Below are 22,116 nucleotides of genomic sequence, written 5' to 3'. Positions count from 1 at the left end.
TGGGTATAAATTTCTTTCAATACTCTCAATATTGCTATCTGAAATGAGTTTCTGCCATCAAGCCAGCTATTATGGCACTAGTCGGGCAATGTCATTAAAAAAAGCTATTGCCATCATCGTCAATAGCAAAAAAACTCCGGCGCGCTGCCCCATTTCGACGTAACGGTCTTGCAAAGGTTTCCCCGTTAAAACTTCCAGCGAATAATACAACAAATGCCCCCCATCTAAAACCGGTATTGGTAGTAAATTCATCACGCCAAGACTAATACTGATTACCGCAATGAAACTGAGGTAGGTAATCAAGCCAGTTCTGGATGTTTGCCCGGCATAGTCAGCGATAGTCAAAGGTCCGGTTATATGCTTCAAAGAAACACTGCCCGTTAACATTTTCCCCATCATTTTCAGGCTGAAGATGCTGGTGTCCCAGGTTTTTTCAACTGACTTAATGAGTGCTTGCAGCGGGTTTGCCTGCACTATCGTCATTTCATATGTGACAGGCTGCAGTTTTACTTTCATCAGCCCTACTGTTTGCCCATTAGTTTCCTGGCTTACAGGGGTGACTTCCACCTCAAATTTCTTCCCCTTCCGTTGAGCCAATAGCTTCAACGGTTTATCGGGATTGGCGTTGACGATTTGCCGGAAATCTATGACATCAAGCAAAGGTTTTTGTCCAATTTCCAGGATGCGGTCACCAACCTGCAAGCCTGCCCGCATTGCAGGGCTATCCGGCAAAAAATCCTCCAGCACAACCTCAGCACTACCAGCAAGATTCAAGCCAAGATGCAGCAAAATATCTGCATCGGCTTCTCTGGAGGATAGTTGCTGAAGAGGAATTTCTATGGAAAGTGGCGTATTGTCACTGCCTTGCCCGGAATGAGCACGCTGCACTTCCAATACCGGATTACGATTATTGACACCAGCCTGCATCATTTTCCAGCGAAATTCAGACCAGCTTTGTATCTGCTCACCATTAAAGGCCGTAATCAAGTCGCCGTGACGCAGACCCGCCTTGTAGGCAATAGAAGACTCGGAGCCAACACGCGCTTTGGCAACAGGCTCAGGCACGCCATGTACAAACAAAACCGTATAAAGAAAGATGGCCAATAAAAAATTGGCTATCGGGCCCGCAGCAACGATGGCGATACGCTTCCAGACCGATTGATGACAAAATTCACGGGACAACTCGGCAGGATCAATATTGTCAGCGCCCATTTCACGGGCATCCAGCATTTTGACATAACCACCCAGCGGCAATATGGAGATTGCCCATTCCGTTTGATCTTTACCCAGGCGTTTTGAGTAAATGATTTTCCCCATACCCAGAGAAAAGCGCAAAACCTTGACGCCACACCAGCGTGCGACGATATAGTGCCCAAATTCATGGATAGTGACCAGTATGCCCAAGGTCACAAGGAAGGCCAGTGCGTTTTGCAGCCAGGTCATAAGGCGATCATAGCCTCAGCAACACGACGCGCCTCTGCATCACAGGCAAGTATACTTTCCAGGTCTGGCGCCTCTGTTGCCACCACCTTGCTCAGTGTATGCTCTATGACCTGATTGATCATGCGGAAGCCTATTTTCTTATCCAAAAACGCTTGGACAGCGATTTCATTACTTGCGTTCAATATAGTTGCAGCAGACTTGCCTTCTTTCAAGGCATCATAAGCTAATTGCAGACAAGGGAAGCGCTGGAAATCTGGTTTGATGAAATTCAGACTGGCGACTTTCAGCAGGTCTAGCGGTGCAACTCCAGAAGCTATGCGTTCTGGATAAGCCATGCCATAGGCGATAGGTATGCGCATGTCCGGGTTACCCATTTGTGCGATCACAGAGCCATCAGTATAAGACACCATGGAATGAATCACGCTTTGCGGATGGATGACTACTTCTATCTGCTCTGCTGGCGTTGCAAACAACCAGTGTGCCTCGATGACCTCCAAGCCCTTATTCATCATCGTTGCTGAATCGACAGAGATTTTCCGCCCCATGACCCAGTTAGGGTGCGCTACGGCTTGTTCAGGCGTCACATCGTCCAGGGTATTCACGTCTCTGTTCAAGAATGGCCCACCAGAGGCGGTCAGCAATATCTTGTGTATGCCATGCTGCCCTGGCTGACGATTGTAATTGCCAGGCAGACACTGGAAAATGGCATTGTGTTCACTATCAATGGGCAACAGGGCAGCACCGCTGTCTTTAATGGCATCGATGAATAACTGGCCAGACATGACGAGTGCTTCTTTATTCGCCAGCAATACCTTCTTGCCCGCTTTTGCTGCAGCCAGAGAAGCGGGCAAGCCAGCCGCACCTACAATAGCGGCCATCACGCTGTCACACTCGCTGGCGCTGGCAACGGCACACAAGGCTTCAGGGCCAAACAGTATCTGGATTTGAGGTAAATGTTTTTCTTTTAATAGAATCGCCAGTTCGTCAGCAGCCTGCGCTGTACCAACTACTGCAACCTGAGGCAAAAACTGTGCACATTGCTCAGCCAGTTTTGCTACCTGGGTATGTGCAGTCAGTGCAAAAACACTGTAGCGATCAGGATGACGCGCGACGACATCCAGTGTCGATACGCCTACTGAGCCCGTAGACCCCAATATGCATAATTGCTGTTTTTTTTGCATTTATTTTATCGCCACAAGTCCACTAAGGCTGCCAGAGGAAGCACAGGTATCAATGCATCTATCCTGTCAAGTACACCGCCATGGCCAGGCAACAAATTGCTACTGTCTTTCATGCCAACGCGACGCTTTAATGAAGATTCAAACAAATCACCCACTACGCTGGCGGCAGTAATCAAAGTCATGGCACAGACAAAGATGAGCCAGCCTTTTCTGGCAAGCAATTGCGCAGTAAAAGTATTTTCCAGTGCGGGAATAAAGCTGGTCGCCGCGGCCAGTATCAATACGCATATCCAGCCACCGATAGCGCCCTCCCACGATTTACCGGGAGAAATTGTCGGGGCCAGTTTGCGCTTGCCAAAAGCTTTACCAGAAAAATAGGCGCCGATATCGGCAATCCAGACGATTGCCATGACAGAGAACAAATACATCGGTGAACGCTGGAAGAAAACAGCAATCGCGACGAAGCAGGCAAAAATACTGATACCATATAAAGTGCTCAGCATGCCGCTGGAAAAATTATGAGTCTCTGGCAAACCTCTGGCCAGCGTGGGAACCAGTCTGAAAGCCCAGAATGCCGTACTTAACGCAAACAGTAAAGGATGCGAGAAATCTGCCAGATGGAATAAGCAATACACCAGCAAGCCTACCCACAACGCAGCCATGATGATGGGACCGGGTTTTTTGAATAATCGCTGACATTCCCACATCGCAGCAGCAAAAAAAGCGACAGCCATTACAGAAAATGCATAGAAATTGGCCGAATACAGTACTGGTAGCAAAATGGCCAACAGAACCAGAGCAGTCAGAACACGGGTTTTAAGCATTACTTGCTTTCTTGCTGTGCAGATTGTTCGGTTACTTGCGCACTGGTCCGTCCAAAGCGACGTTCGCGGTTTTGATAAGATGAAATGGACAAGTCCAGAGCAGCCGCGTCAAAATCAGGCCAGAACGTATCTGTAAAATACAACTCACTATACGCCAGTTGCCAGAGCAGGAAATTGGAAATGCGTGTCTCGCCGCCGGTACGGATAAACAAATCCGGTTCAGGTGCATAGGCCATAGACAGATAAGCGGCAAGCTGGTCTTCTGTTATTTCCTGATCAGCCTGCCCTGCTGCCACACGCTCTTTTTGCAAACGGTTCATGGCCTGCATGATGTCCCAGCGCCCGCCGTAATTGGCGCAAATGGTCACGGTCAAGCCTTGATTACTGGCAGTTTTTTGCTCTGCAGCAGCTATCATGCTTTGCAGTTGCGGGTCAAAGCGCGTGAGGTCGCCAACCACTTTCAGACGTATATTATTAGCGTGCATTTTCGCCACTTCTTTTTCAAGAGCGGTCACAAACAAACGCATTAATAATGACACCTCTTCGGCAGGGCGACGCCAGTTTTCTGAGCTGAATGCGAAAAAGGTCAGGTAAGAAACACCGCGGCGGGCACAGGCTTCAACGATGCCCCTGACCGCCTCAACGCCCTTTACATGCCCGGCGACACGCGGCAAAAAACGCTTAGTTGCCCAGCGCCCGTTGCCGTCCATGATAATTGCGATATGTTTAGGAATTGCGCCAACTGCCGGAATTTCCTTGGTGGAACTTGTATGGGTCATGTAAATCCAGAATGTGTTGATACGCGGGCGACGACTTATACTGTCAACACTTCTTTTTCTTTGTCAGCCAGGAGCTTGTCCACTTCGGCAACAAACTTGTCTGTCAATTTCTGGATGTCATCTTGGGCACGACGCTCATCATCTTCCGAGCATTCTTTTTCTTTCAGTAACTTTTTCAGCGACTCATTAGAATCACGACGGATGTTGCGTATCGCGATCTTGGCGCTCTCGCCTTCAGTCTTGACCAGTTTGACCATTTCCTTGCGGCGCTCTTCTGTCAGCGGCGGAGTTGGCACACGAATCAACTCACCCTGAGATGACGGGTTCAAACCCAGATCAGCATCACGGATGGCTTTTTCAATAGCGTTCAACATCTTCTTTTCCCAAGGCTGCACGCCAATCGTGCGGGCATCGATCAAAGTAACGTTGGCAACCTGGGTGATGTGGGTAGGTGTACCGTAATAATCAACCTGGACATGATCCAGAATGCCGGTGTGGGCACGGCCAGTACGTACTTTAGACAAATCTGCCTTTAAAGTCTCGATAGACTTTTGCATACGCTGGTCAGAACTTTTTTTAATATCTGCTACGCTCATAGCGCTCTCCTGTACATCTGGGCACAAGCGACGGGTCTTGCCGCGCTCCTTGCCGAATTAATATGAAACAATCCAAAGTGCAGGATTATACGTGCACTAAGGTGCCTTCGTCTGCCCCCAGGATGACATTCTTCAATGCACCTGGTTTAATTATGGAAAATACCTTGATAGGCAGTTTCTGGTCGCGGCAAAGAGCAAAGGCAGTTGCATCCATGACTTGCAGGTGACGAGCAATGGCTTCATCAAAAGAAATCGTTGTATAACGTGTCGCTGTGGCATCTTTTTTAGGATCAGCAGTATAAACGCCATCAACCTTGGTCGCTTTCAGGACGATTTCAGCGCCAATTTCAGAACCGCGCAAAGCAGCGGCTGTGTCGGTAGTAAAGAAGGGATTACCGGTACCTGCAGCAAACACAATGACTTTACCCTCTTCCAGATATTGCAAGGCTTTAGGGCGCACATAAGGCTCAACGACCTGGTCAATGGCGATTGCTGACATGACGCGCGAAGTCAAACCGACCTGACGCATCGCATCCGATAATGCCAAAGCATTCATGACCGTGGCCAGCATACCCATATAGTCAGCAGTAGCCCTGTCCATACCTTGCGCTCCAGGTGCCACGCCACGGAAGATGTTACCGCCACCGATAACGATGGCCAGCTCTACACCCATTCTTGATACTTCGGCCACATCGGCCACCATGCGCTCTATCGTCGCACGGTTAATGCCAAACGGATCATCGCCCATCAGGGCTTCGCCAGAGAGCTTCAAGAGCACACGCTTGTAAGCAGGTTTTGTCATGATAGGACTCCTTCTGGTAGTTTAAATAGTTTTAAAAAATGCATACTGGATGAAGCAGCCTGGATAAGGCACCTCAATGACCATTTGATTTGTAAACTAGCCCGGTCAGGCAATACACAAAGCAAATGGAGCACCATCCGCTCATATTTACACCTGAATACACAAATTTGATGCTCAGACACAAATACTTACAATCGCTGGATTTAAAAAAACGGGCCTTTCGGCCCGTTTTTTTATTTCGCCAATTACGCTTGTTTTGCTGCGGCCACTTGCGCGGCCACTTCTGCGGCGAAGTCATCTTGCTTCTTCTCAATGCCTTCACCAACGACGAACATGGTGAATGCCTTGACAGTTGTATTAACAGATTTCAACATCTGCTCAACTGTTTGCTTGTCGTTCTTAACGAATGTTTGATTCAGCAAGGAAACTTCTTTCAGGAATTTCTGTACGGAACCTTCAACCATTTTTTCAGCGATATCTGCTGGCTTGCCAGATTCTGCTGCTTTCAAAGCTGCTACAGAGCGCTCTTTTTCGATCAACTCAGCAGGAACCTGATCAGAAGACAGGGATACTGGTTTCATCGCAGCGATATGCATCGCTACGTCTTTACCAACTTGCTCATCCGCACCGTCAAATTCAACAACCACACCGATACGTGTACCGTGCAGGTAAGAAACCAGTTTAGCCGTTGTATCAAAACGGACAAAGCGACGGAAAGACATGTTTTCGCCGATTTTACCAACCAGTGCTGCGCGCACTTCTTCAACTGTTTTGCCGTCCAGTGGCAACGCACCCAAAGCTGCGATGTCAGCAGGGTTATGCTCAGCGATCAATTTTGCACAAGTATTTGCCAGCGCCAGGAAATCATCATTCTTGGTCACGAAGTCTGTTTCGCAGTTAACTTCAATCAGGGAACCAACATTGCCAGCGATGTGAGATGCGACAACACCTTCTGCAGTAATACGGGAAGATGCTTTGGAAGCTTTGCTACCCAGTTTTACACGCAGAATTTCTTCCGCACGGTCCATATCGCCTTCTGCTTCTGTCAGCGCTTTTTTGCATTCCATCATTGGCGCATCTGTTTTTGCGCGCAGTGCACCTACCAAAGCTGCTGTAATCGCCGCCATGTCATTCTCCTAGTTCAATGGTGTTTAAAGAAACACCGATATCAAATTTTGTTTAAAAAAAAGGGCGAACGACTGTTGCCCCATTTTTTGTTTCAAGCCGCCACAGCAGCTTGAAACCATGTGCCAGAACAGGCTATTAAGCTTGCTCTACTTCTACAAACTCATCAGAACCTGGCTTAACAGCTTCCAAAACTTCGTTCACTGCGTTTGCACGGCCTTCCAGGATGGAGTCGGCAACACCGCGAGCATACAAAGCGATTGCTTTGGAGGAGTCATCATTACCAGGGATGATGTATGCAACACCTTCTGGGGAGTGGTTAGTATCAACCACGCCGATAACCGGGATGCCCAGTTTCGCTGCTTCAGTGATTGCACCTTTGTGGTAACCAACGTCAACCACGAAAATTGCATCAGGAACGCCGCCCATATCCTTGATACCACCGATGGATTTTTGCAGCTTGATCATTTCGCGCTGGAACATCAGAGCTTCTTTTTTGGACAGTTTCTCAACGGAGCCGTCTTCGATGGAAGCTTCCATGTCTTTCAGGCGCTTGATAGATGTTTTGACTGTTTTGAAGTTAGTCAACATACCACCCAACCAGCGCTGATCAACGAAAGGCATGCCAGCACGTTGTGCTTCTGCTGCGATGATGTCACGGGATTGACGCTTAGTGCCAACCATCAACACTGTGCCGCGATTGGAAGACAATTGACGGATGTACTTCATCGCGTCCTGGTACATTGCCAGGGTTTTTTCCAAGTTGACGATATGAATCTTGTTGCGATGACCGAAGATGTACGGTGCCATTTTTGGATTCCAAAAACGGGTTTGGTGACCAAAGTGCACACCAGCTTCCAGCATTTCACGCATTGTTACAGACATAATAACTCCAGGGTTAGGTCTTGAATCCAGCCAGTGATCTGAGCGGCTTAATAGTTGCAATAGCTACCTTAATAACTATCAAAACCAAGCGCTGCAAGACACCCTTTTCGACCGGATTCGATTGATAAAATATAAATTAGCAAGTACCGCATTTCTATACATCTACAAGCTAACCATCTATTCTACTATGAAAACAGTATTTTCCTCAAGTGCTGAGATTAAGAAGTCAGTGCAGGAGCGCTGTCAGGGCAATACGGCACGGCCTTTCATAGACTATAATTCCGGTTCTGCAACACTTTCGCAATTTTACTCAGATCAAGACTTTAGCTGGTAAGCGAACCTGGCCGCCAGGCAAAAATGTCGGGCCATGTCATGTATTCGCTATGCAAGTCTTGGCAAACGACAAGAAAACGTATGGAAGCTATCACTATAAAGACGCCGGAAGATATCGCCGGCATGCGCATTGCCGGTAAATTGGCTTCGGAAGTCCTCGATTACATCACGCCTTTTGTCAAAATTGGTATAACGACTGGTGAACTTGACCGTTTGTGTCATGAATTCATGACTAATGTGCAAGGCACCATCCCAGCTCCATTGAATTATTGCCCTCCGGGTTACACGCCTTATCCAAAAGCCATTTGCACATCAGTGAATGATGTTATTTGCCACGGCATACCTGGAGACAAGGTCTTGAAAGATGGCGACTCAGTCAATCTGGATATTACCGTCATCAAAAATGGTTACCATGGCGACACCAGCCGTATGTTCTTGCTGGGTGAACCGTCCATACTATCCAAACGCCTGAATGCGATTACTTATGAATGCATGTGGTTGGGTATCGATAAAATCAAACCTGGCGCGCATCTTGGCGACATAGGCCATGTTATTCAGCAGCACGCTGAACGTGCAGGCTACAGCATCGTTCGTGAATTTTGCGGCCATGGCATAGGCAAAATTTTCCATGAAGCACCACAAGTTATGCATTACGGTAAACCTGGCACTATGGAGAAGCTGTTGCCTGGAATGATTTTCACGGTAGAACCCATGGTTAACGCTGGCCGCCGTGATATCAAGGAAATGCCTGACGGCTGGACCATCAAAACCAAGGACCGCAGCCTGTCGGCCCAGTGGGAGCATACTGTCCTGGTAACGGAAACCGGTTATGAAGTGCTGACATTGTCGGCAGGCTACCCGCCTATCCCGGATTTCATCAAACTCGCTTAAGACCCTGGTCACATGCAGACACCGGCACTCTCTTTCAAGGAAGAATTGAAATCAGCGCAACTGATCGTCATTAATGCGTTCAAGGAAAATCATAAGGCAGAACAATTGCTACATGATTTGTGCCGCAATGTCGATCAGCAACTCAGCAAAATCTGGCGTCATTTTGAATTTCCGAAAGAAGCGGCACTGGTCGCTGTTGGCGGCTATGGTCGTGGCGAATTATTCCCCTATTCCGACGTTGATGTGCTGATTTTGTTACAGCAAAGGCCGGATGCTGTCTTGCGTGAAAAATTGGAAAAACTGGTGCAACTCTTCTGGGACATCGGTCTGGATATTGGTCACAGCATACGCACAATAGATGAATGCCTGCAAGAATCCGCTGCCGACATCACCGTACAAACCAGCCTGCTGGAAGCACGTCTGGTAACAGGTAGCCGCAAATTGTTCAAGGAAATGCAGCAGCACTATGCGGAAGCCATGCAGCCGCAAAAATTTTTCCAGGAAAAACTCCTGGAGCTGCAACAGCGCCACGTCAAATATGAAGACACGCCCTATAGTCTGGAACCTAATTGCAAAGAAAGCCCGGGCGGGCTCAGGGATTTGCAAGTCATACTCTGGGTGGCTAAAGCTGCTAATCTGGGTAACTCATGGCGTGAACTGGCTGAGCGTGGCCTGATAACAGATGTCGAAGCCCGTCAGTTAAAACGCAATGAGCGTGCTTTTAAAGACATACGCATACGACTGCATATCCATGCAGGCCGCCGTGAAGATCGCCTCATTTTTGATGTACAGACACCGATAGCAGAAACCTTTGGATTCAAGACTACAGAATCCAGACGTGCCAGCGAATACCTGATGCAACGCTATTACTGGGCTGCCAAGGCTGTTACGCAACTCAATACTATATTGCTACAAAATATTGAAGCAGTATTATTTCCACAGCCCTCGGTACCACGGCCCATCAATGAGCATTTCAATGAGGTGAACGGCTTCATCGATATCGCCAGAGATGATACCTTTGAAGCAAATCCATCGACCATACTGGAAGTTTTTCTAGTCATGGCCAGACACACCGAACTCAAAGGCATGACGGCCAGGACGTTGCGTGCCCTCTGGCATGCGCGGCTGTTGATTGATGCTGAATTTCGCCATGACATCTTCAATCGCTCTCTATTTCTGCAAATTCTGCAATCGCCGCAAGGGATCACCCATGCGTTGCGCCGCATGAATCAAATGAGCATACTGGGTCGCTACCTGCCGAATTTCCGTCGCATCATAGGACAGATGCAACATGATCTGTTTCATGCCTACACAGTAGATCAGCACATCCTCATGGTCGTGCGCAACCTGCGCCGCTTCACCATGCCCGAGCATGCGCATGAATACTCATTTTGCAGCCAGTTGATGGCGAATTTTAATCAACCCTGGGTTTTGTATATCGCAGCTTTATTTCACGATATCGCCAAGGGGCGCGGTGGCGACCATTCACTGCTGGGCATGGCAGATGCCAAGAAATTCTGCTACGACCATGGCCTGAGCAAGGCCAATACCGAATTGATTATCTTTTTGGTAGAAAAACACCTGACCATGTCGCATGTGGCACAAAAACAGGATTTATCTGATCCTGATGTAGTGCAAAATTTCGCCAATCTGGTCAAGGACGAACGTCATTTGACGGCCCTGTATTTGCTGACAGTATCTGATATTCGTGGCACCAGCCCCAAAGTCTGGAATGCCTGGAAAGGCAAGCTGCTGGAAGACTTATATCGCATGACCTTACGCGTACTGGGTGGCGAAACACCAAGCAAGGACAGGGAGTTAAAGAATCGTCAGGAAGAAGCGCTGAAAGCCTTGCGCCTGTATGGTCTGGCACCTGATGCGCATGAAAAATTCTGGCAGCAACTTGATGTCGCATACTTTCTGCGCCATGACGCATCTGATATCGCCTGGCAAACACGTGCTTTGCATGACCGCATAGATAGCCAGATACCAGTGGTGAAATGCCGGCTATCGCCCATAGGTGAAGGTTTGCAGATTACAGTCTACGTCAAAGATCAGCCCGACTTGTTTGCACGCATCTGTAATTATTTTGACGGCAAGAATTTTGGCATTCTCGATGCAAAAATTCACACCAGCAAAAATGGTTACGCTCTCGATACTTTCCTGGTGATAGAACCTGCTTTTGCCAATAATTACCGTGACATCATTAATTTGATAGAGCACGAACTGACAGAAATTCTGACTCGTCAGACACCATTGTCACCACCAAACCGTGGACGTTTGTCACGGATGTCGCGCACCTTCCCTATCGTGCCTACGGTGGATTTACGGCCGGATGATCGTGGTCAGTATTATTTACTGTCCATCTCTGCCAATGACAGAAATGGCTTGTTGTATGCGGTGGCAAATATACTGACCAAGTATAAAATCAATTTACATACAGCCAAAATCATGACTCTGGGGGAAAGAGTGGAAGACGTTTTCATTGTTGATGGCCAGGCCCTGCAAGGTGCCCGCAGCCAGATACAGTTTGAAACTGACTTGCTGGATGCCCTAAGAATTTAAGCTCTATCGAACGCAGTACCGCAACCGAATAATCAAAACCCTTGCCTGATTCGCAACAAGCCCCAGGCAAGCCTACTCTAAAAGCATCATGACTGAACTTGTACGACTCTCCAAACGCATGTCCGAACTTGGCCTTTGCTCCCGCCGTGAGGCCGATGAATGGATAGCGCGCGGCTGGGTCAGAGTTGACGGCAAAGTCATCTCGGAACTGGGTAGCAAAGTACTACCCCATCAAAAAGTAACAGTGGAAAGGCAGGCTGCCGCCGAGCAATCGAAACGCGTCACTGTCCTTATCAACAAACCGGTAGGCTATGTCAGCGGTCAGGCTGAAGATGGCTACACGCCAGCAATCGCCCTGATCAAGCCAGAAAACCGCTGGACAGAAGATGAAGTCGATACCCAGTTCCACCCTACTCAATTGCGTAGTCTGGTACCGGCTGGCCGCCTGGATATCGATTCAGTCGGTTTGCTGGTATTGACCCAGGATGGTCGTATCGCCAAGCATTTGATAGGCGAAACCACGGTGGTGGAAAAGGAATATCTGGTACGGGTGCAATACGGTAAACCTGGGCGTTTGCCAGATGCAGATCTGCGGCGCCTGAATCATGGCCTGTCACTGGACGGCAAGAAACTGCTACCCGCCAAAGTCACCTGGCAGAATGAAGACCAGTTGAATTTCATCCTGCGCGAAGGCAAGAAGCGCCAGATCAGGCGCATGTGTGAAATGGTAGGCTTGAAAGTCATAGGTCTGAAACGTGTACGCATAGGTAAGATCAAACTAGGTAAATTGCCAGAAGGTCAGTGGCGCTATCTGCGTGAAGACGAGCAGTTCTAATTTACATCTTAAAAAAACAAAAGGGGCAAGAACCAACATTCTTGCCCCTTTTGTTTTGAAATCAATAACTCAATCGTCGTCGTTAGGGTCAAGTTCCGGGAACAAGACTTCAGTAAAACCAAATTGTGTCAGATCACGTATGCGCATAGGATACAAAATGCCATTCAGATGATCACATTCATGCTGCACGACACGGGCGTGGAAGCCATCTACGTCGCGTGAGATGCGCGTACCGAACTGATCATAGCCTTCATAGCGCAGCGCACTCCAACGTGGCACCAGTCCACGCATGCCTGGAACGGACAAACACCCTTCCCAGGCATCATCTGTTTCTTCAGATAAAGGCGTCAATACAGGGTTGATGAGTACGGTTTCTGGCACGACAGGTGCATCAGGATAACGTGGATTATTTTTGAAACCAAAAATCACAAGTTGCAAATTCACGCCTATCTGTGGCGCTGCCAGGCCTGCGCCATTGGCGGCAATCATGGTCTCGAACATATCCTTGATGAGCTCATGCAATTCTGGCGTATCAAACGCAGTGACCTGTTCAGCAACTCTTAATAGTCGGGCATCGCCCATTTTCAGGATAGGATGAATCATGGTGCACCAGATGTTTAATGAATGTAATAAATGATTTACATATAAATACGGCCAGATTCTGTCTGGCCGTATTTTAGTATTACTTATTTCAGGGACTGCAGATATTCAGAGAATTCTGCGCTGGTTTCTTTATGCTTCAAACCCAGGGCAACACTGGCCTTCAGATAACCCAGTTTGGAGCCGCAGTCATAACGCGTTGCATTGGGACGGAAGGCGTAGACAGGAAAGTCCTTGAGCATGGCCGCAATGCCGTCAGTCAATTGAATCTCACCGCCAGAACCTTTGCCTAGGGTTTCCAGATAAGAGAAAATACGCCCAGACAAAATATAGCGACCAACTACCGCCAGAGTGGACGGGGCAACATCAGGCATAGGTTTTTCTACTATACCCTGCACTCTTTCCAGGCTATCAGTGTAAGGTGTACCACTGACGATACCGTATTGACGGGTAAATTCACGCGGCACGTTTTGTACAGCAACAATGCTGCCGCCTTCGGCTTCATACTGACGTGCCATCTGTGCCATGACGGAAGGTTGCCCAACATCCGCATCCATCAAGTCATCCGCCAGCAAGACTGCAAACGGATCATCGCCAATAACAGGGCGGGCACACAACACTGCATGCCCCAAACCGAGAGCCGCTGTCTGGCGGATATAGATGCAGTTGATGTTCTTTGGAATAACGTTTCTGACCAGGTCCAGCAAAGCTTCTTTACCTGCTGCTTCCAGTTCGCTTTCCAGTTCATAGGCTTTATCAAAATGGTCTTCAATCGCCCGTTTATTTCTGCCGGTGATGAATACCATTTCCGTAATGCCTGCTTCCACAGCCTCTTCAACCGCATATTGTATGAGCGGCTTATCAACGATAGGCAGCATCTCTTTTGGTTGCGCCTTGGTGGCTGGCAAGAAGCGGCTCCCCAAACCTGCCACTGGAAATACGGCTTTTTTAATTTTTCTCATTTCAGCTCCCGGAACAAAGTTGAAGCAATTCTGCTTCTGTCAAAATATTGATACCCAATTCTTGCGCTTTCACCAGCTTGCTGCCTGCATCGTCGCCAGCAACCAGATAACTGGTTTTCTTGGAGACTGATCCGGAGACTTTTCCACCGGCTTTTTCTATCACCTCTGTCGCCTGATCACGACTCAATGTAGGCAATGTGCCCGTCAATACCAGCGTCTTGCCTGCCAGGACTTGCTCAGCTTTTTCTCGCACTTCAATTTCTGGCCAATGTATGCCGGATGCCAGCAATTGCTCTACCAGTTCCACATTCAATGGATCTGAAAAGAAGCGCAAGATGGATTTCGCCACTACCGGGCCAACATCCGATACTTCCAGCAGTTGTTCTTCGGTCGCTTTCATCAAGGCATCCGTATTGCCAAAATGTGCAGCCAGATCTTTTGCTGTCGACTCACCTACATGGCGTATACCCAGCGCGTAGATAAAACGAGGGAAACTAGTCAGTTTGGATGTTTCCAGTGCACTCAATACATTCTGCGCAGACTTCTCTGCCATGCGATCCAGCTCAACCAGTGCACGCAAACCTAGCTTATACAAATCTGCAGCCGTTGTAACGACATTCTTGTCGACCAACTGATCAATGAGCTGCTCTCCTACACCATCAATATTCATGGCCTTACGTGAAGCAAAATGAGATAAGCCCCCTTTTCGCTGTGCTGTACATTTTATCCAGCCACCACTGCAACGGGCAATCGCTTCATCTTCCGGCTTTTGTATGGGTGAGCCACAAATCGGACATTCAACTGGCATAACGAACTGGCGCGAATCCACAGGGCGCTTTTCCAATATGCTGGCGACGACTTCAGGTATCACATCACCTGCGCGACGTACAGAAACCGTGTCACCTATGCGTATATCCTTGCGCTGAATTTCTTCTTCATTGTGGAGAGTGGCGTTGGTTACGGTCACACCGCCAACAAAAACCGGGGCGAGTCTGGCAACAGGTGTAATAGCGCCAGTCCTGCCGACCTGTACTTCTATATCCAGCACCGTCGTCAAAGCTTCTTGCGCCGGGAATTTGTGAGCAATTGCAAAACGTGGCGCACGTGATACAAATCCAAGAGACTGCTGGCTCGCGAAGTCGTTGACTTTATAGACAACGCCATCGATTTCATAATCGAGGCTGTCACGCTTCGTTTGAATCGCCTTGTAAAATTCCAGCAAACCAGATGCACCGCTCACCAGAGCATTTTCTTCACAGACAGGAATGCCTGCCTGTTTATACCAATCCAGCAAAGCGCGATGGGAAGGTGGCACGCTCATGCCTTCCAGCAGGCCTATGCCATAGGCAAAAAAACGCAAAGTGCGCTTAGCAGTAATTTTTGAATCCAACTGACGCAAACTACCGGCAGCAGCATTACGCGGGTTGGCAAACTCTTTAGCACCGGCATCTCGCTGACGCTGATTGAGTTTTTCAAAATCGCGTTTGAACATCAGTACTTCGCCACGTACATCCAGTATCTTTGGCGGATTTTCTACCTGCAAGCGCAAAGGAATACTGTGTATGGTGCGAATATTCTCAGTAACGTCTTCGCCGGTGAAGCCATCGCCCCGCGTTGCTGCCTGCGTGAAGACGCCGTCGACATAGCGCAAATTGATGGCAAGGCCATCAAACTTCAAATCTATCGCATAGACGATTTCACTTTGAATATCCAGTCCCTCGCGGGCACGGCGGTCAAAATTAATGACATCGTCATCTTCAAAACCATTGTTCAGCGACAGCATGGGCACTGCGTGCTGCACCTGACCAAATTCTGGCAAAGGTGCCCCACCTACCCTGTTGGTGGGCGAATCGACAGTTTTTAATTCGGGATGCGTTTCTTCCAGTCGCTGAAGTTCTGAAAACAATCTGTCATATTCAGCATCTGGCACGCTGGGGTTATCCAGTACATAATAGGCATGTGCATGCCTGTTCAACTCTGCGCGCAGGCTTTCTGCCTGTACTGCTAATGTTGAAGTGTCTGCCGCCTTGGCGGCAGCATCCAAAAGATCATTCTGCATGTCTACAATAATTAGCTAAATAGTCGTTGCGCTCGCAAAGAGCCAGCAGGAATCTGCGCCTCTGCCATTGCGGCATAAAATTCATGAACCTGGCCAGATATCTCATCGAGTGCCAGTTTGGAGATGGGTTGATTGCCATCATCCACAACCGTACCACTCAAGCGAGTTGCCAGCGAGCGGGCGCAAGCCGCCATGGCACCAAAGCCATCGCGCGCTGGGGCAACACAAGGTACGTCCAGCAACAGGGTCAGGCGCGAAGTCATGGTTTCACTGACGCTGACATTGGTGGACAAGGTAAACAGACTGCCGCCGTCGCCATCGGGCATCATCAGGCGACCGTCTGGACGCTGATCAAAACCCATTTTTTCCAATGCTGCGAGCAAAGTATTTAAGGCCCATGGCGCGCCATTAGCAGCGATATTCACACTCAATTGCGCATCATGCTCAGCGACGAATTGATGCAACTCGCGGGCGTTGACCATGACTTTATTCATGTCAGGAATATCAGGGTGCGCACTCAGATTATCGGCAATCGCCCGCAATTTCATGATGAACTCGGAATATTCCAGCTCATTCAAAGGGCCGTTACGGCTGACCATTTGCACACCGGCAAACAGGCAGGTGTAAGCGCCGCCAACTGCAATAACATCGCGCTCGCCGCTATGGCTTTGGCCTATGAAATGCACAGGTTTTTTGCCTACATACTTAAGATCAGCAATTTCTGCCAATATTTTTTCGCCACGTACAGGTGTTTCAAATTCCAATGGAATTACGCAATCGATTAATTCATCAACTGGCAATTCTTTATCCTGAACAGCTACCGGGGCTTCCATTTCAGTGGCAACATCTGCGTGCATGGGTGCATGGTGTTGTGGCACATCGTCGACTGGCTGCACATCACCATCCAGGCTAGGCTCATGCCGGACTATGGACTCCACGGGCGCATCAGGATTCATCAGGACATCATCATGTCCATCGCCAAACGCATTTTCAACGGTTTTCTTGGCTTTGTATTCTTGCCATTTATTAAAAATAAGGACGCCTACCACCAGCGTTCCACCTATCGCTAACAAACTTATTTGTAGATCTGTCATGCTGCTTGAACCTCAGTAGCAAAATTGACGGCAGATTCCATATCTACCGCCACGATTCGTGAAACCCCCTGTTCTTGCATGGTGACACCAATCAATTGTTGTGCCATTTCCATCGCAATCTTGTTATGGGAGATAAATAAAAATTGTGTGTTTGACGACATGCGTTTCACCATATTACAGAAACGCTCGGTATTTGAATCATCCAGCGGTGCATCAACCTCATCAAGCAAGCAGAAAGGTGCAGGATTCAGCTGGAACATCGAGAATACCAGCGCAGTTGCTGTCAGGGCTTTTTCACCACCAGACAGCAAATGAATGGTCGCATTCTTTTTGCCAGGTGGCTGCGCCATGACTTGCACGCCAGAATCGAGGATTTCGTCGCCGGTCATGATCAGTTTTGCCTGACCACCGCCGAATAAAATTGGGAAAAGCTCAGCGAAATGATGGTTCACCTTGTCAAAGGTATCCTGCAACAAGTCGCGTGTTTCAATATCAATCTTGTGGATGGCATCTTGCAAGGTTGTGATCGCCTCAGTCAAGTCAGCATGCTGGGCATCCAGGAAAGTCTTGCGTTCAGTTGCTTGCGCCAGCTCATCTAGAGCAGCCATATTCACCGCACCTAGCGCTGCAATCGCATTGGTCAGACGGGTAACTTCACCCTGCAAATAAGATGGTTTGAGATCATCATGCAGTTTTTGCGCCAGGGCTTCCTCATCAACTTCAAAATTACGCAATTGCTCCGAGAACTGTTCCTGGCTCAGACGCGCAGCCTGTTCTTTCAATTGCAACTCAACGATACGGTCACGTTGCGGTTGCAGGCTGCGTTCCACCTGCATTTTGGATTCTTCGTGATGGCGTAATTGTTGCGTCAGTTGATCCAGTTCATGACGGGCATTTGCCAGCGCCACTTCCTGAGAACTACGTCTGTCCAGCAAATCTTGCAAACCGGCTTGCGCAGTCTGGTCATCCATGGATTCCAGCTCAAGCTGTCCCTGCTGCATGCTGGCGAATAATTGCGCTGATTGCTCCAGCGCAGTCGCAATGCTGCGGCGCAATTCTTCCATCTTGCTGCGATGGGATTTTTCTGCAAAAGCTGCTTCCTGAGCGGCCAGTTCCAGATCGCGCAGACGCTGTCTGGCTTCATTCAATTGCTGTTCTTTTTCCAGATAAGCGGTCTGGCCTTCTTCATGGGTTTCCTGCAGTTCCGCCAGGTCCATGTCCAGTTGCTCAAATTTTTGCTCGGACTCTGCCCTGATTTGCTGTTGCTCACTCTCTTGCGAAGCAATTTCTGCCAGATCACTGCCTATCTGCGTGCTGCGCTGATTAAAGCGCTCCTGCACTTCAGACAATTTCATGAATTCAATTTGCAGGCTGTGTGTAGTCTGTGTCAGGCTGCCCACGCGCTGGCGCAAGTCTTGTAATTGCTGCGTGGCCTGAGAGTAAGCAGATTCTGAGCGTACAGCGCGGGTCTTGGATTCGTCCGCCAGCATATGCTTGGCGCGGCATTGCTTGGTGATATTTTCTATCTCTTGCTGGCGGCCAAGTACACCATCCTGCTCTGAATCGGAGGCATAAAAACGCACACTTGAGCGGGCAATCACATGGCCTTGCTTGGTGATAAAACAGGCACCGGCTGGCAATTTAACCCTGTCCATGAAGGCAGAAGTAATATCGTCAGCGATATAAACCTGATGCAACCAGTCCTGCATCAAACCACGCAAACCTGCATCATTGAGTTGCAGTAAATCGATGAAAGGTTTGAAGCCAGCCAGAGGTGTGACAGCTTCTGCTACGATAGTGGGTGCACAAACAGCCAACTTGGCAGGTGGCGCATCACCAAAAAAAGCCTTAGCCCAGTCCAGGTTCGACATTTCCAGCGCTGCGGTACGTTCACGCAAGATAGATTCCAGCGCGGTTTCCCAACCAGCTTCGATATGCAGTTTTTGCCAGATTTTTGGCAAACCACTCAATTCGTGCTTTTCCAGCCAGGGCTGTACTTTGCCCTGGCTTTGTACTTTTTCCTGTAATTGCTTCAGGGCCAGCAGACGTGCTTCCAGTTGCGCATATTCAGCGCTATCCTGGTTCACTTGCTGCTGCGCCTGTTTGCGCTCATCTTCCAGCAAAGGCAAGCGCTCTTGCGCTTCCTCCAGTTGCATGGTGAGTTCTTCCAGCACCTGCTTTTTCTCTTCCAACTGCGTGGACAAATTATCCAGATGCGTCGTATCCGGCAATACCAGACCCTGCTTCTCCTGCATCAGGCGTTCACGTCTGGATGCCAGAGTGTTCAGGATATTCGAGGCATTGCGCTGATGGGCAGATTCCAGCTCTATCTGCTGCTGCATCTGCATGATTTTGGCGCGTGATTCTGTCGTCTTCAGTTGCGACTCACGCCATATTTGCTCCATCGCAGGTAGTTTGTCTTGCTGTTGCTGGCTGACTTCCAGTGCCTGCTCGGCGCGCATGGCCAGTTCCTCGACATGGATTTCGCCTTCAGACAAATCATCCTGGAATTGCCGACTCTGATTTTGCCATTGATCGCGCTGTGCAGTCAGTGACTGCAATTGCGATTGCAAACGGCTGCGTGATTCGATGACAAATTTGATTTGTGCTTCCAGGCTGCCAATCTCAGCGTTGGTCTGGTACAAATGACCTTGCGCCTGATGCATGCGGTCGCCGACTGCATAGTGGGCCTGACGCATTTGCTCCAGCTCCAGCTCGACATGGCGCAGCTTGGCTGTTTGCTCTTCGAGGTCGGTTTGGGTCTTTTCTATTTCGGCAAAATGCTTTTTTTGTTCGTTTTCCGCTTCTTTTTTACGCAGCAACCACAACAGTTTTTGCTTTTCTTCCTGGTCAGTCTGCAATTCGCGGAATTTATTGGCAACTACGGCTTGTGCACCCAGCCTGTCAAGGTTGTTATTCAGCTCGCGCAGGATGTCTTCAACACGTACCAGGTTTTCATGGGTGTCGTGGATGCGGTTTTCTGTCTCGCGGCGGCGCTCCTTGTAGCGGGAAACACCGGCAGCTTCTTCGAGAAAAATCCTTAATTCTTCCGGACGGGCTTCAATGATGCGTGAAATCATGCCCTGACCGATAATCGCGTAAGCACGCGGACCCAGGCCTGTACCGAGGAAGATGTCCTGAATATCACGGCGGCGCACTGGCTGACCGTTGATGTAGTACGTAGACGTGCCATCACGCGTCAAGGTACGCTTGACGGCGATTTCACCGTATTGGCTCCATTGACCGGCAGCTTTACCCATGCTGTTATCAAAAACCAGCTCGACTGATGAACGACCAGCGGGTTTGCGGTGGGTAGAACCGTTAAAGATAACGTCCTGCATGGATTCGCCACGCAGCTCAGAGGCTTTGGATTCACCCAAAACCCAGCGCACAGCGTCAATAATATTGGACTTGCCGCAACCATTAGGGCCGACAACACCAACCAGTTGACCAGGAACCTGAAAATGGGTGGGATCTACAAAAGATTTAAATCCCGCTAATTTAATAGAAGTTAATCGCACTTTATATAATTTTATTATCTTTTGCAGTCAAATCTACCGCGTATCGTATATATGCCAAGGCCATCAATGCCAGCCGCGTTCCTGTATCGCTGCATCATACCATCGTAAGAGCAAAATTTTCAGTTTTCAAACTTATGACACAATTTACATATTAATCAGTATTTCACGCAAGTACAGGTGAAAGCCTTTCTCTATAGAATCCTCAGGACGCTATAATACGGATTGCAAATAAGAAGTAACAAGCACAAGCAGACCAAATAAAATGCCGGAATACGGCCAGCAGGCCAGAGAAATTGGCTAAAAATCTGTTTGGCATCGACAACAATTCGAAAAAATGACATTTAATCCTTATCTCAGTAAGTTGCAGCCGTATCCGTTCGAGAAACTGAAACGCCTGTTCGCCGATGTTGTACCGAATGCCAAGTTTCCAGCCATTAGTCTGGGCATAGGCGAACCCAAGCACCCTACTCCCGCTTTGATCAAGGATGCCATCGTCGACAATATGGCAGGCTTGGCCAGTTACCCATCCACCGCTGGCTCGGATGCCTTGCGTAACTCCATTTCTGCCTGGCTGGGAAGCCGTTACAGCATACCTCCATTGGATGCTGCGACTCAGGTTTTGCCTGTCATCGGTTCACGCGAAGCCTTGTTCGCCCTGGCGCAAACCGTCATCGACCCCAGCGCCTGCAAGAATGGGCTGCCATTAGTGGTATGCCCCAACCCGTTCTATCAGATTTACGAAGGTGCAGCGTATCTGGCCGGAGCTGAGCCCTATTTTGCCAATGCTGACCCTGAACGCAATTTTGCACCTGACTATAAGAGCATCCCTGAATCCACCTGGCAACGCGTACAGCTGCTGTATATCTGCTCTCCCGGCAACCCCACTGGCGCAGTATTGAATCTGGATGACTGGAAAGAGTTATTTGCCTTGTCAGACCGTTATGGTTTTGTTATTGCTGCAGATGAATGCTATTCCGAGATCTATTTCAAAGCCGAAGCACCGCTGGGCAGTCTGCAAGCCGCACGTGAACTGGGCAGGAATGATTATCAACGCCTGATTACCTTGTCCAGCCTGTCAAAACGCTCGAATGTACCTGGCATGCGCTCCGGCTTCGTAGCCGGCGATGCGGAAATCATCAAGAAATTCCTGCTGTACCGGACTTATCATGGCAGTGCCATGAGCCCGAATATACAGGCTGCCTCAGTTGTGGCATGGAATGACGAAGTGCATGTGCAAGAAAATCGCGACAAGTACATACGCAAATTTGCCCAGATCACACCGATTTTGCAGGAAGTGCTGGACGTAAAACTGCCTGACGCTGCCTTTTACCTGTGGGCAAAAATTCCTGATGCCATGGGCTTATCAGATACGGAGTTCGCCCGCCGCCTGTACGAGGAATATAATGTAACAGTTCTGCCCGGTAGTTATCTGGCGCGTGAGGCTCATGGTATCAACCCTGGGCAAAACCGCATACGCATGGCCTTGGTGGCTGAGCCTGAAGAATGCCTGGAAGCGGCACAAAGGATAGTCAGCTTTTGCAAGAATTTTAATTCGGCAACAGTCTGATATTGTAGCCAAACAGTAGACACAAGATTATTTCGGTTTTTATTTTTTACATTT

The 22,116-nt window shown here is 48.8% G+C and carries 17 protein-coding genes; 4 read left to right on the top strand and 13 right to left on the bottom strand.

The features are described from left to right. Positions 1-69: 69 nt before the first annotated feature. From rseP to rpsB, 8 genes are all read right to left on the bottom strand, one after another. Complete coding sequence (rseP, locus tag AC3WQT_RS12725) at positions 70-1,443, bottom strand: RIP metalloprotease RseP (RefSeq protein WP_492704325.1); 1,374 nt, start codon at positions 1,441-1,443, stop codon at positions 70-72. Continuing rightward, a complete protein-coding gene (ispC, locus tag AC3WQT_RS12720) occupies positions 1,440-2,624 on the bottom strand; it encodes a 1-deoxy-D-xylulose-5-phosphate reductoisomerase (protein ID WP_492704324.1) in 1,185 nt (394 codons plus the stop codon). The genes rseP and ispC overlap by 4 nt, the downstream gene beginning before the upstream one ends. Before the next feature lie 5 nt (positions 2,625-2,629). After that, positions 2,630-3,448 (bottom strand): phosphatidate cytidylyltransferase, encoded by an 819-nt coding sequence (locus AC3WQT_RS12715; protein ID WP_492704323.1) that lies wholly within the window; start codon positions 3,446-3,448, stop codon positions 2,630-2,632. After that, on the bottom strand, positions 3,448-4,227 hold the full coding sequence (gene uppS / locus AC3WQT_RS12710; protein ID WP_492704322.1) for an undecaprenyl pyrophosphate synthase: 780 nt from the start codon (positions 4,225-4,227) through the stop codon (positions 3,448-3,450). The genes AC3WQT_RS12715 and uppS overlap by 1 nt, the downstream gene beginning before the upstream one ends. Before the next feature lie 35 nt (positions 4,228-4,262). Then, the gene (gene frr, locus AC3WQT_RS12705; RefSeq protein ID WP_110253515.1) at positions 4,263-4,823 is read right to left on the bottom strand and encodes a ribosome recycling factor; all 561 of its coding nucleotides are present in this window, start codon (positions 4,821-4,823) and stop codon (positions 4,263-4,265) included. 85 nt (positions 4,824-4,908) lie between these two features. Continuing rightward, positions 4,909-5,625 carry a UMP kinase gene (gene pyrH / locus AC3WQT_RS12700; RefSeq protein WP_162041352.1) on the bottom strand — a complete coding sequence of 239 codons (717 nt, stop codon included), beginning with the start codon at positions 5,623-5,625 and terminating at the stop codon, positions 4,909-4,911. A gap of 245 nt (positions 5,626-5,870) precedes the next feature. Next, a complete protein-coding gene (gene tsf, locus AC3WQT_RS12695) occupies positions 5,871-6,752 on the bottom strand; it encodes a translation elongation factor Ts (protein WP_492704321.1) in 882 nt (293 codons plus the stop codon). A 136-nt stretch (positions 6,753-6,888) separates the two neighbouring features. Continuing rightward, positions 6,889-7,635, bottom strand: a complete 747-nt coding sequence (gene rpsB, locus AC3WQT_RS12690; RefSeq protein ID WP_110253518.1) for a 30S ribosomal protein S2 — start codon at positions 7,633-7,635, stop codon at positions 6,889-6,891. Positions 7,636-8,049: 414 nt separating this feature from the next. Between rpsB and map the strand changes: the two genes are divergently transcribed. The 3 genes from map (at position 8,050) to AC3WQT_RS12675 (ending at position 12,259) form a co-directional block, all read left to right on the top strand. Continuing rightward, positions 8,050-8,859 (top strand): type I methionyl aminopeptidase, encoded by an 810-nt coding sequence (map, locus tag AC3WQT_RS12685; RefSeq protein ID WP_492704320.1) that lies wholly within the window; start codon positions 8,050-8,052, stop codon positions 8,857-8,859. Positions 8,860-8,871: 12 nt separating this feature from the next. After that, a complete protein-coding gene (locus tag AC3WQT_RS12680) occupies positions 8,872-11,424 on the top strand; it encodes a [protein-PII] uridylyltransferase (protein ID WP_492704319.1) in 2,553 nt (850 codons plus the stop codon). 88 nt (positions 11,425-11,512) lie between these two features. Beyond that, positions 11,513-12,259 carry a pseudouridine synthase gene (locus tag AC3WQT_RS12675; protein WP_492704318.1) on the top strand — a complete coding sequence of 249 codons (747 nt, stop codon included), beginning with the start codon at positions 11,513-11,515 and terminating at the stop codon, positions 12,257-12,259. Between the two features lie 69 nt (positions 12,260-12,328). Here the strand turns inward: AC3WQT_RS12675 and def are convergent, their stop codons facing one another. From def to smc, 5 genes are all read right to left on the bottom strand, one after another. Further along, entirely contained in the window at positions 12,329-12,862 is a 534-nt protein-coding gene (gene def, locus AC3WQT_RS12670; protein WP_423017501.1) for a peptide deformylase, read from the bottom strand. Positions 12,863-12,945: 83 nt separating this feature from the next. Beyond that, the gene (gene galU, locus AC3WQT_RS12665) at positions 12,946-13,821 is read right to left on the bottom strand and encodes a UTP--glucose-1-phosphate uridylyltransferase GalU (protein ID WP_492704317.1); all 876 of its coding nucleotides are present in this window, start codon (positions 13,819-13,821) and stop codon (positions 12,946-12,948) included. Between the two features lies 1 nt (position 13,822). Beyond that, the gene (gene ligA / locus AC3WQT_RS12660; RefSeq protein ID WP_492704316.1) at positions 13,823-15,880 is read right to left on the bottom strand and encodes an NAD-dependent DNA ligase LigA; all 2,058 of its coding nucleotides are present in this window, start codon (positions 15,878-15,880) and stop codon (positions 13,823-13,825) included. An 11-nt stretch (positions 15,881-15,891) separates the two neighbouring features. Next, positions 15,892-16,974: a cell division protein ZipA C-terminal FtsZ-binding domain-containing protein gene (locus tag AC3WQT_RS12655; RefSeq protein WP_492704315.1), complete on the bottom strand. Its 1,083-nt coding sequence runs from the start codon at positions 16,972-16,974 to the stop codon at positions 15,892-15,894. Beyond that, positions 16,971-20,495, bottom strand: a complete 3,525-nt coding sequence (gene smc / locus AC3WQT_RS12650) for a chromosome segregation protein SMC (protein WP_492704314.1) — start codon at positions 20,493-20,495, stop codon at positions 16,971-16,973. The genes AC3WQT_RS12655 and smc overlap by 4 nt, the downstream gene beginning before the upstream one ends. Positions 20,496-20,829: 334 nt before the next feature. Here smc and dapC point away from each other — a divergent pair, with 334 nt between their 5' ends. Next, positions 20,830-22,062 (top strand): succinyldiaminopimelate transaminase, encoded by a 1,233-nt coding sequence (dapC, locus tag AC3WQT_RS12645; RefSeq protein WP_492704313.1) that lies wholly within the window; start codon positions 20,830-20,832, stop codon positions 22,060-22,062. The last annotated feature ends 54 nt before the right edge of the window (positions 22,063-22,116 follow it).

The organism is Undibacterium sp. FW305-107 (assembly GCF_058788535.1).
The sequence above is the reverse complement of the archived record's forward strand: the minus strand, read 5'-3'. Positions and strand labels throughout refer to the sequence as shown.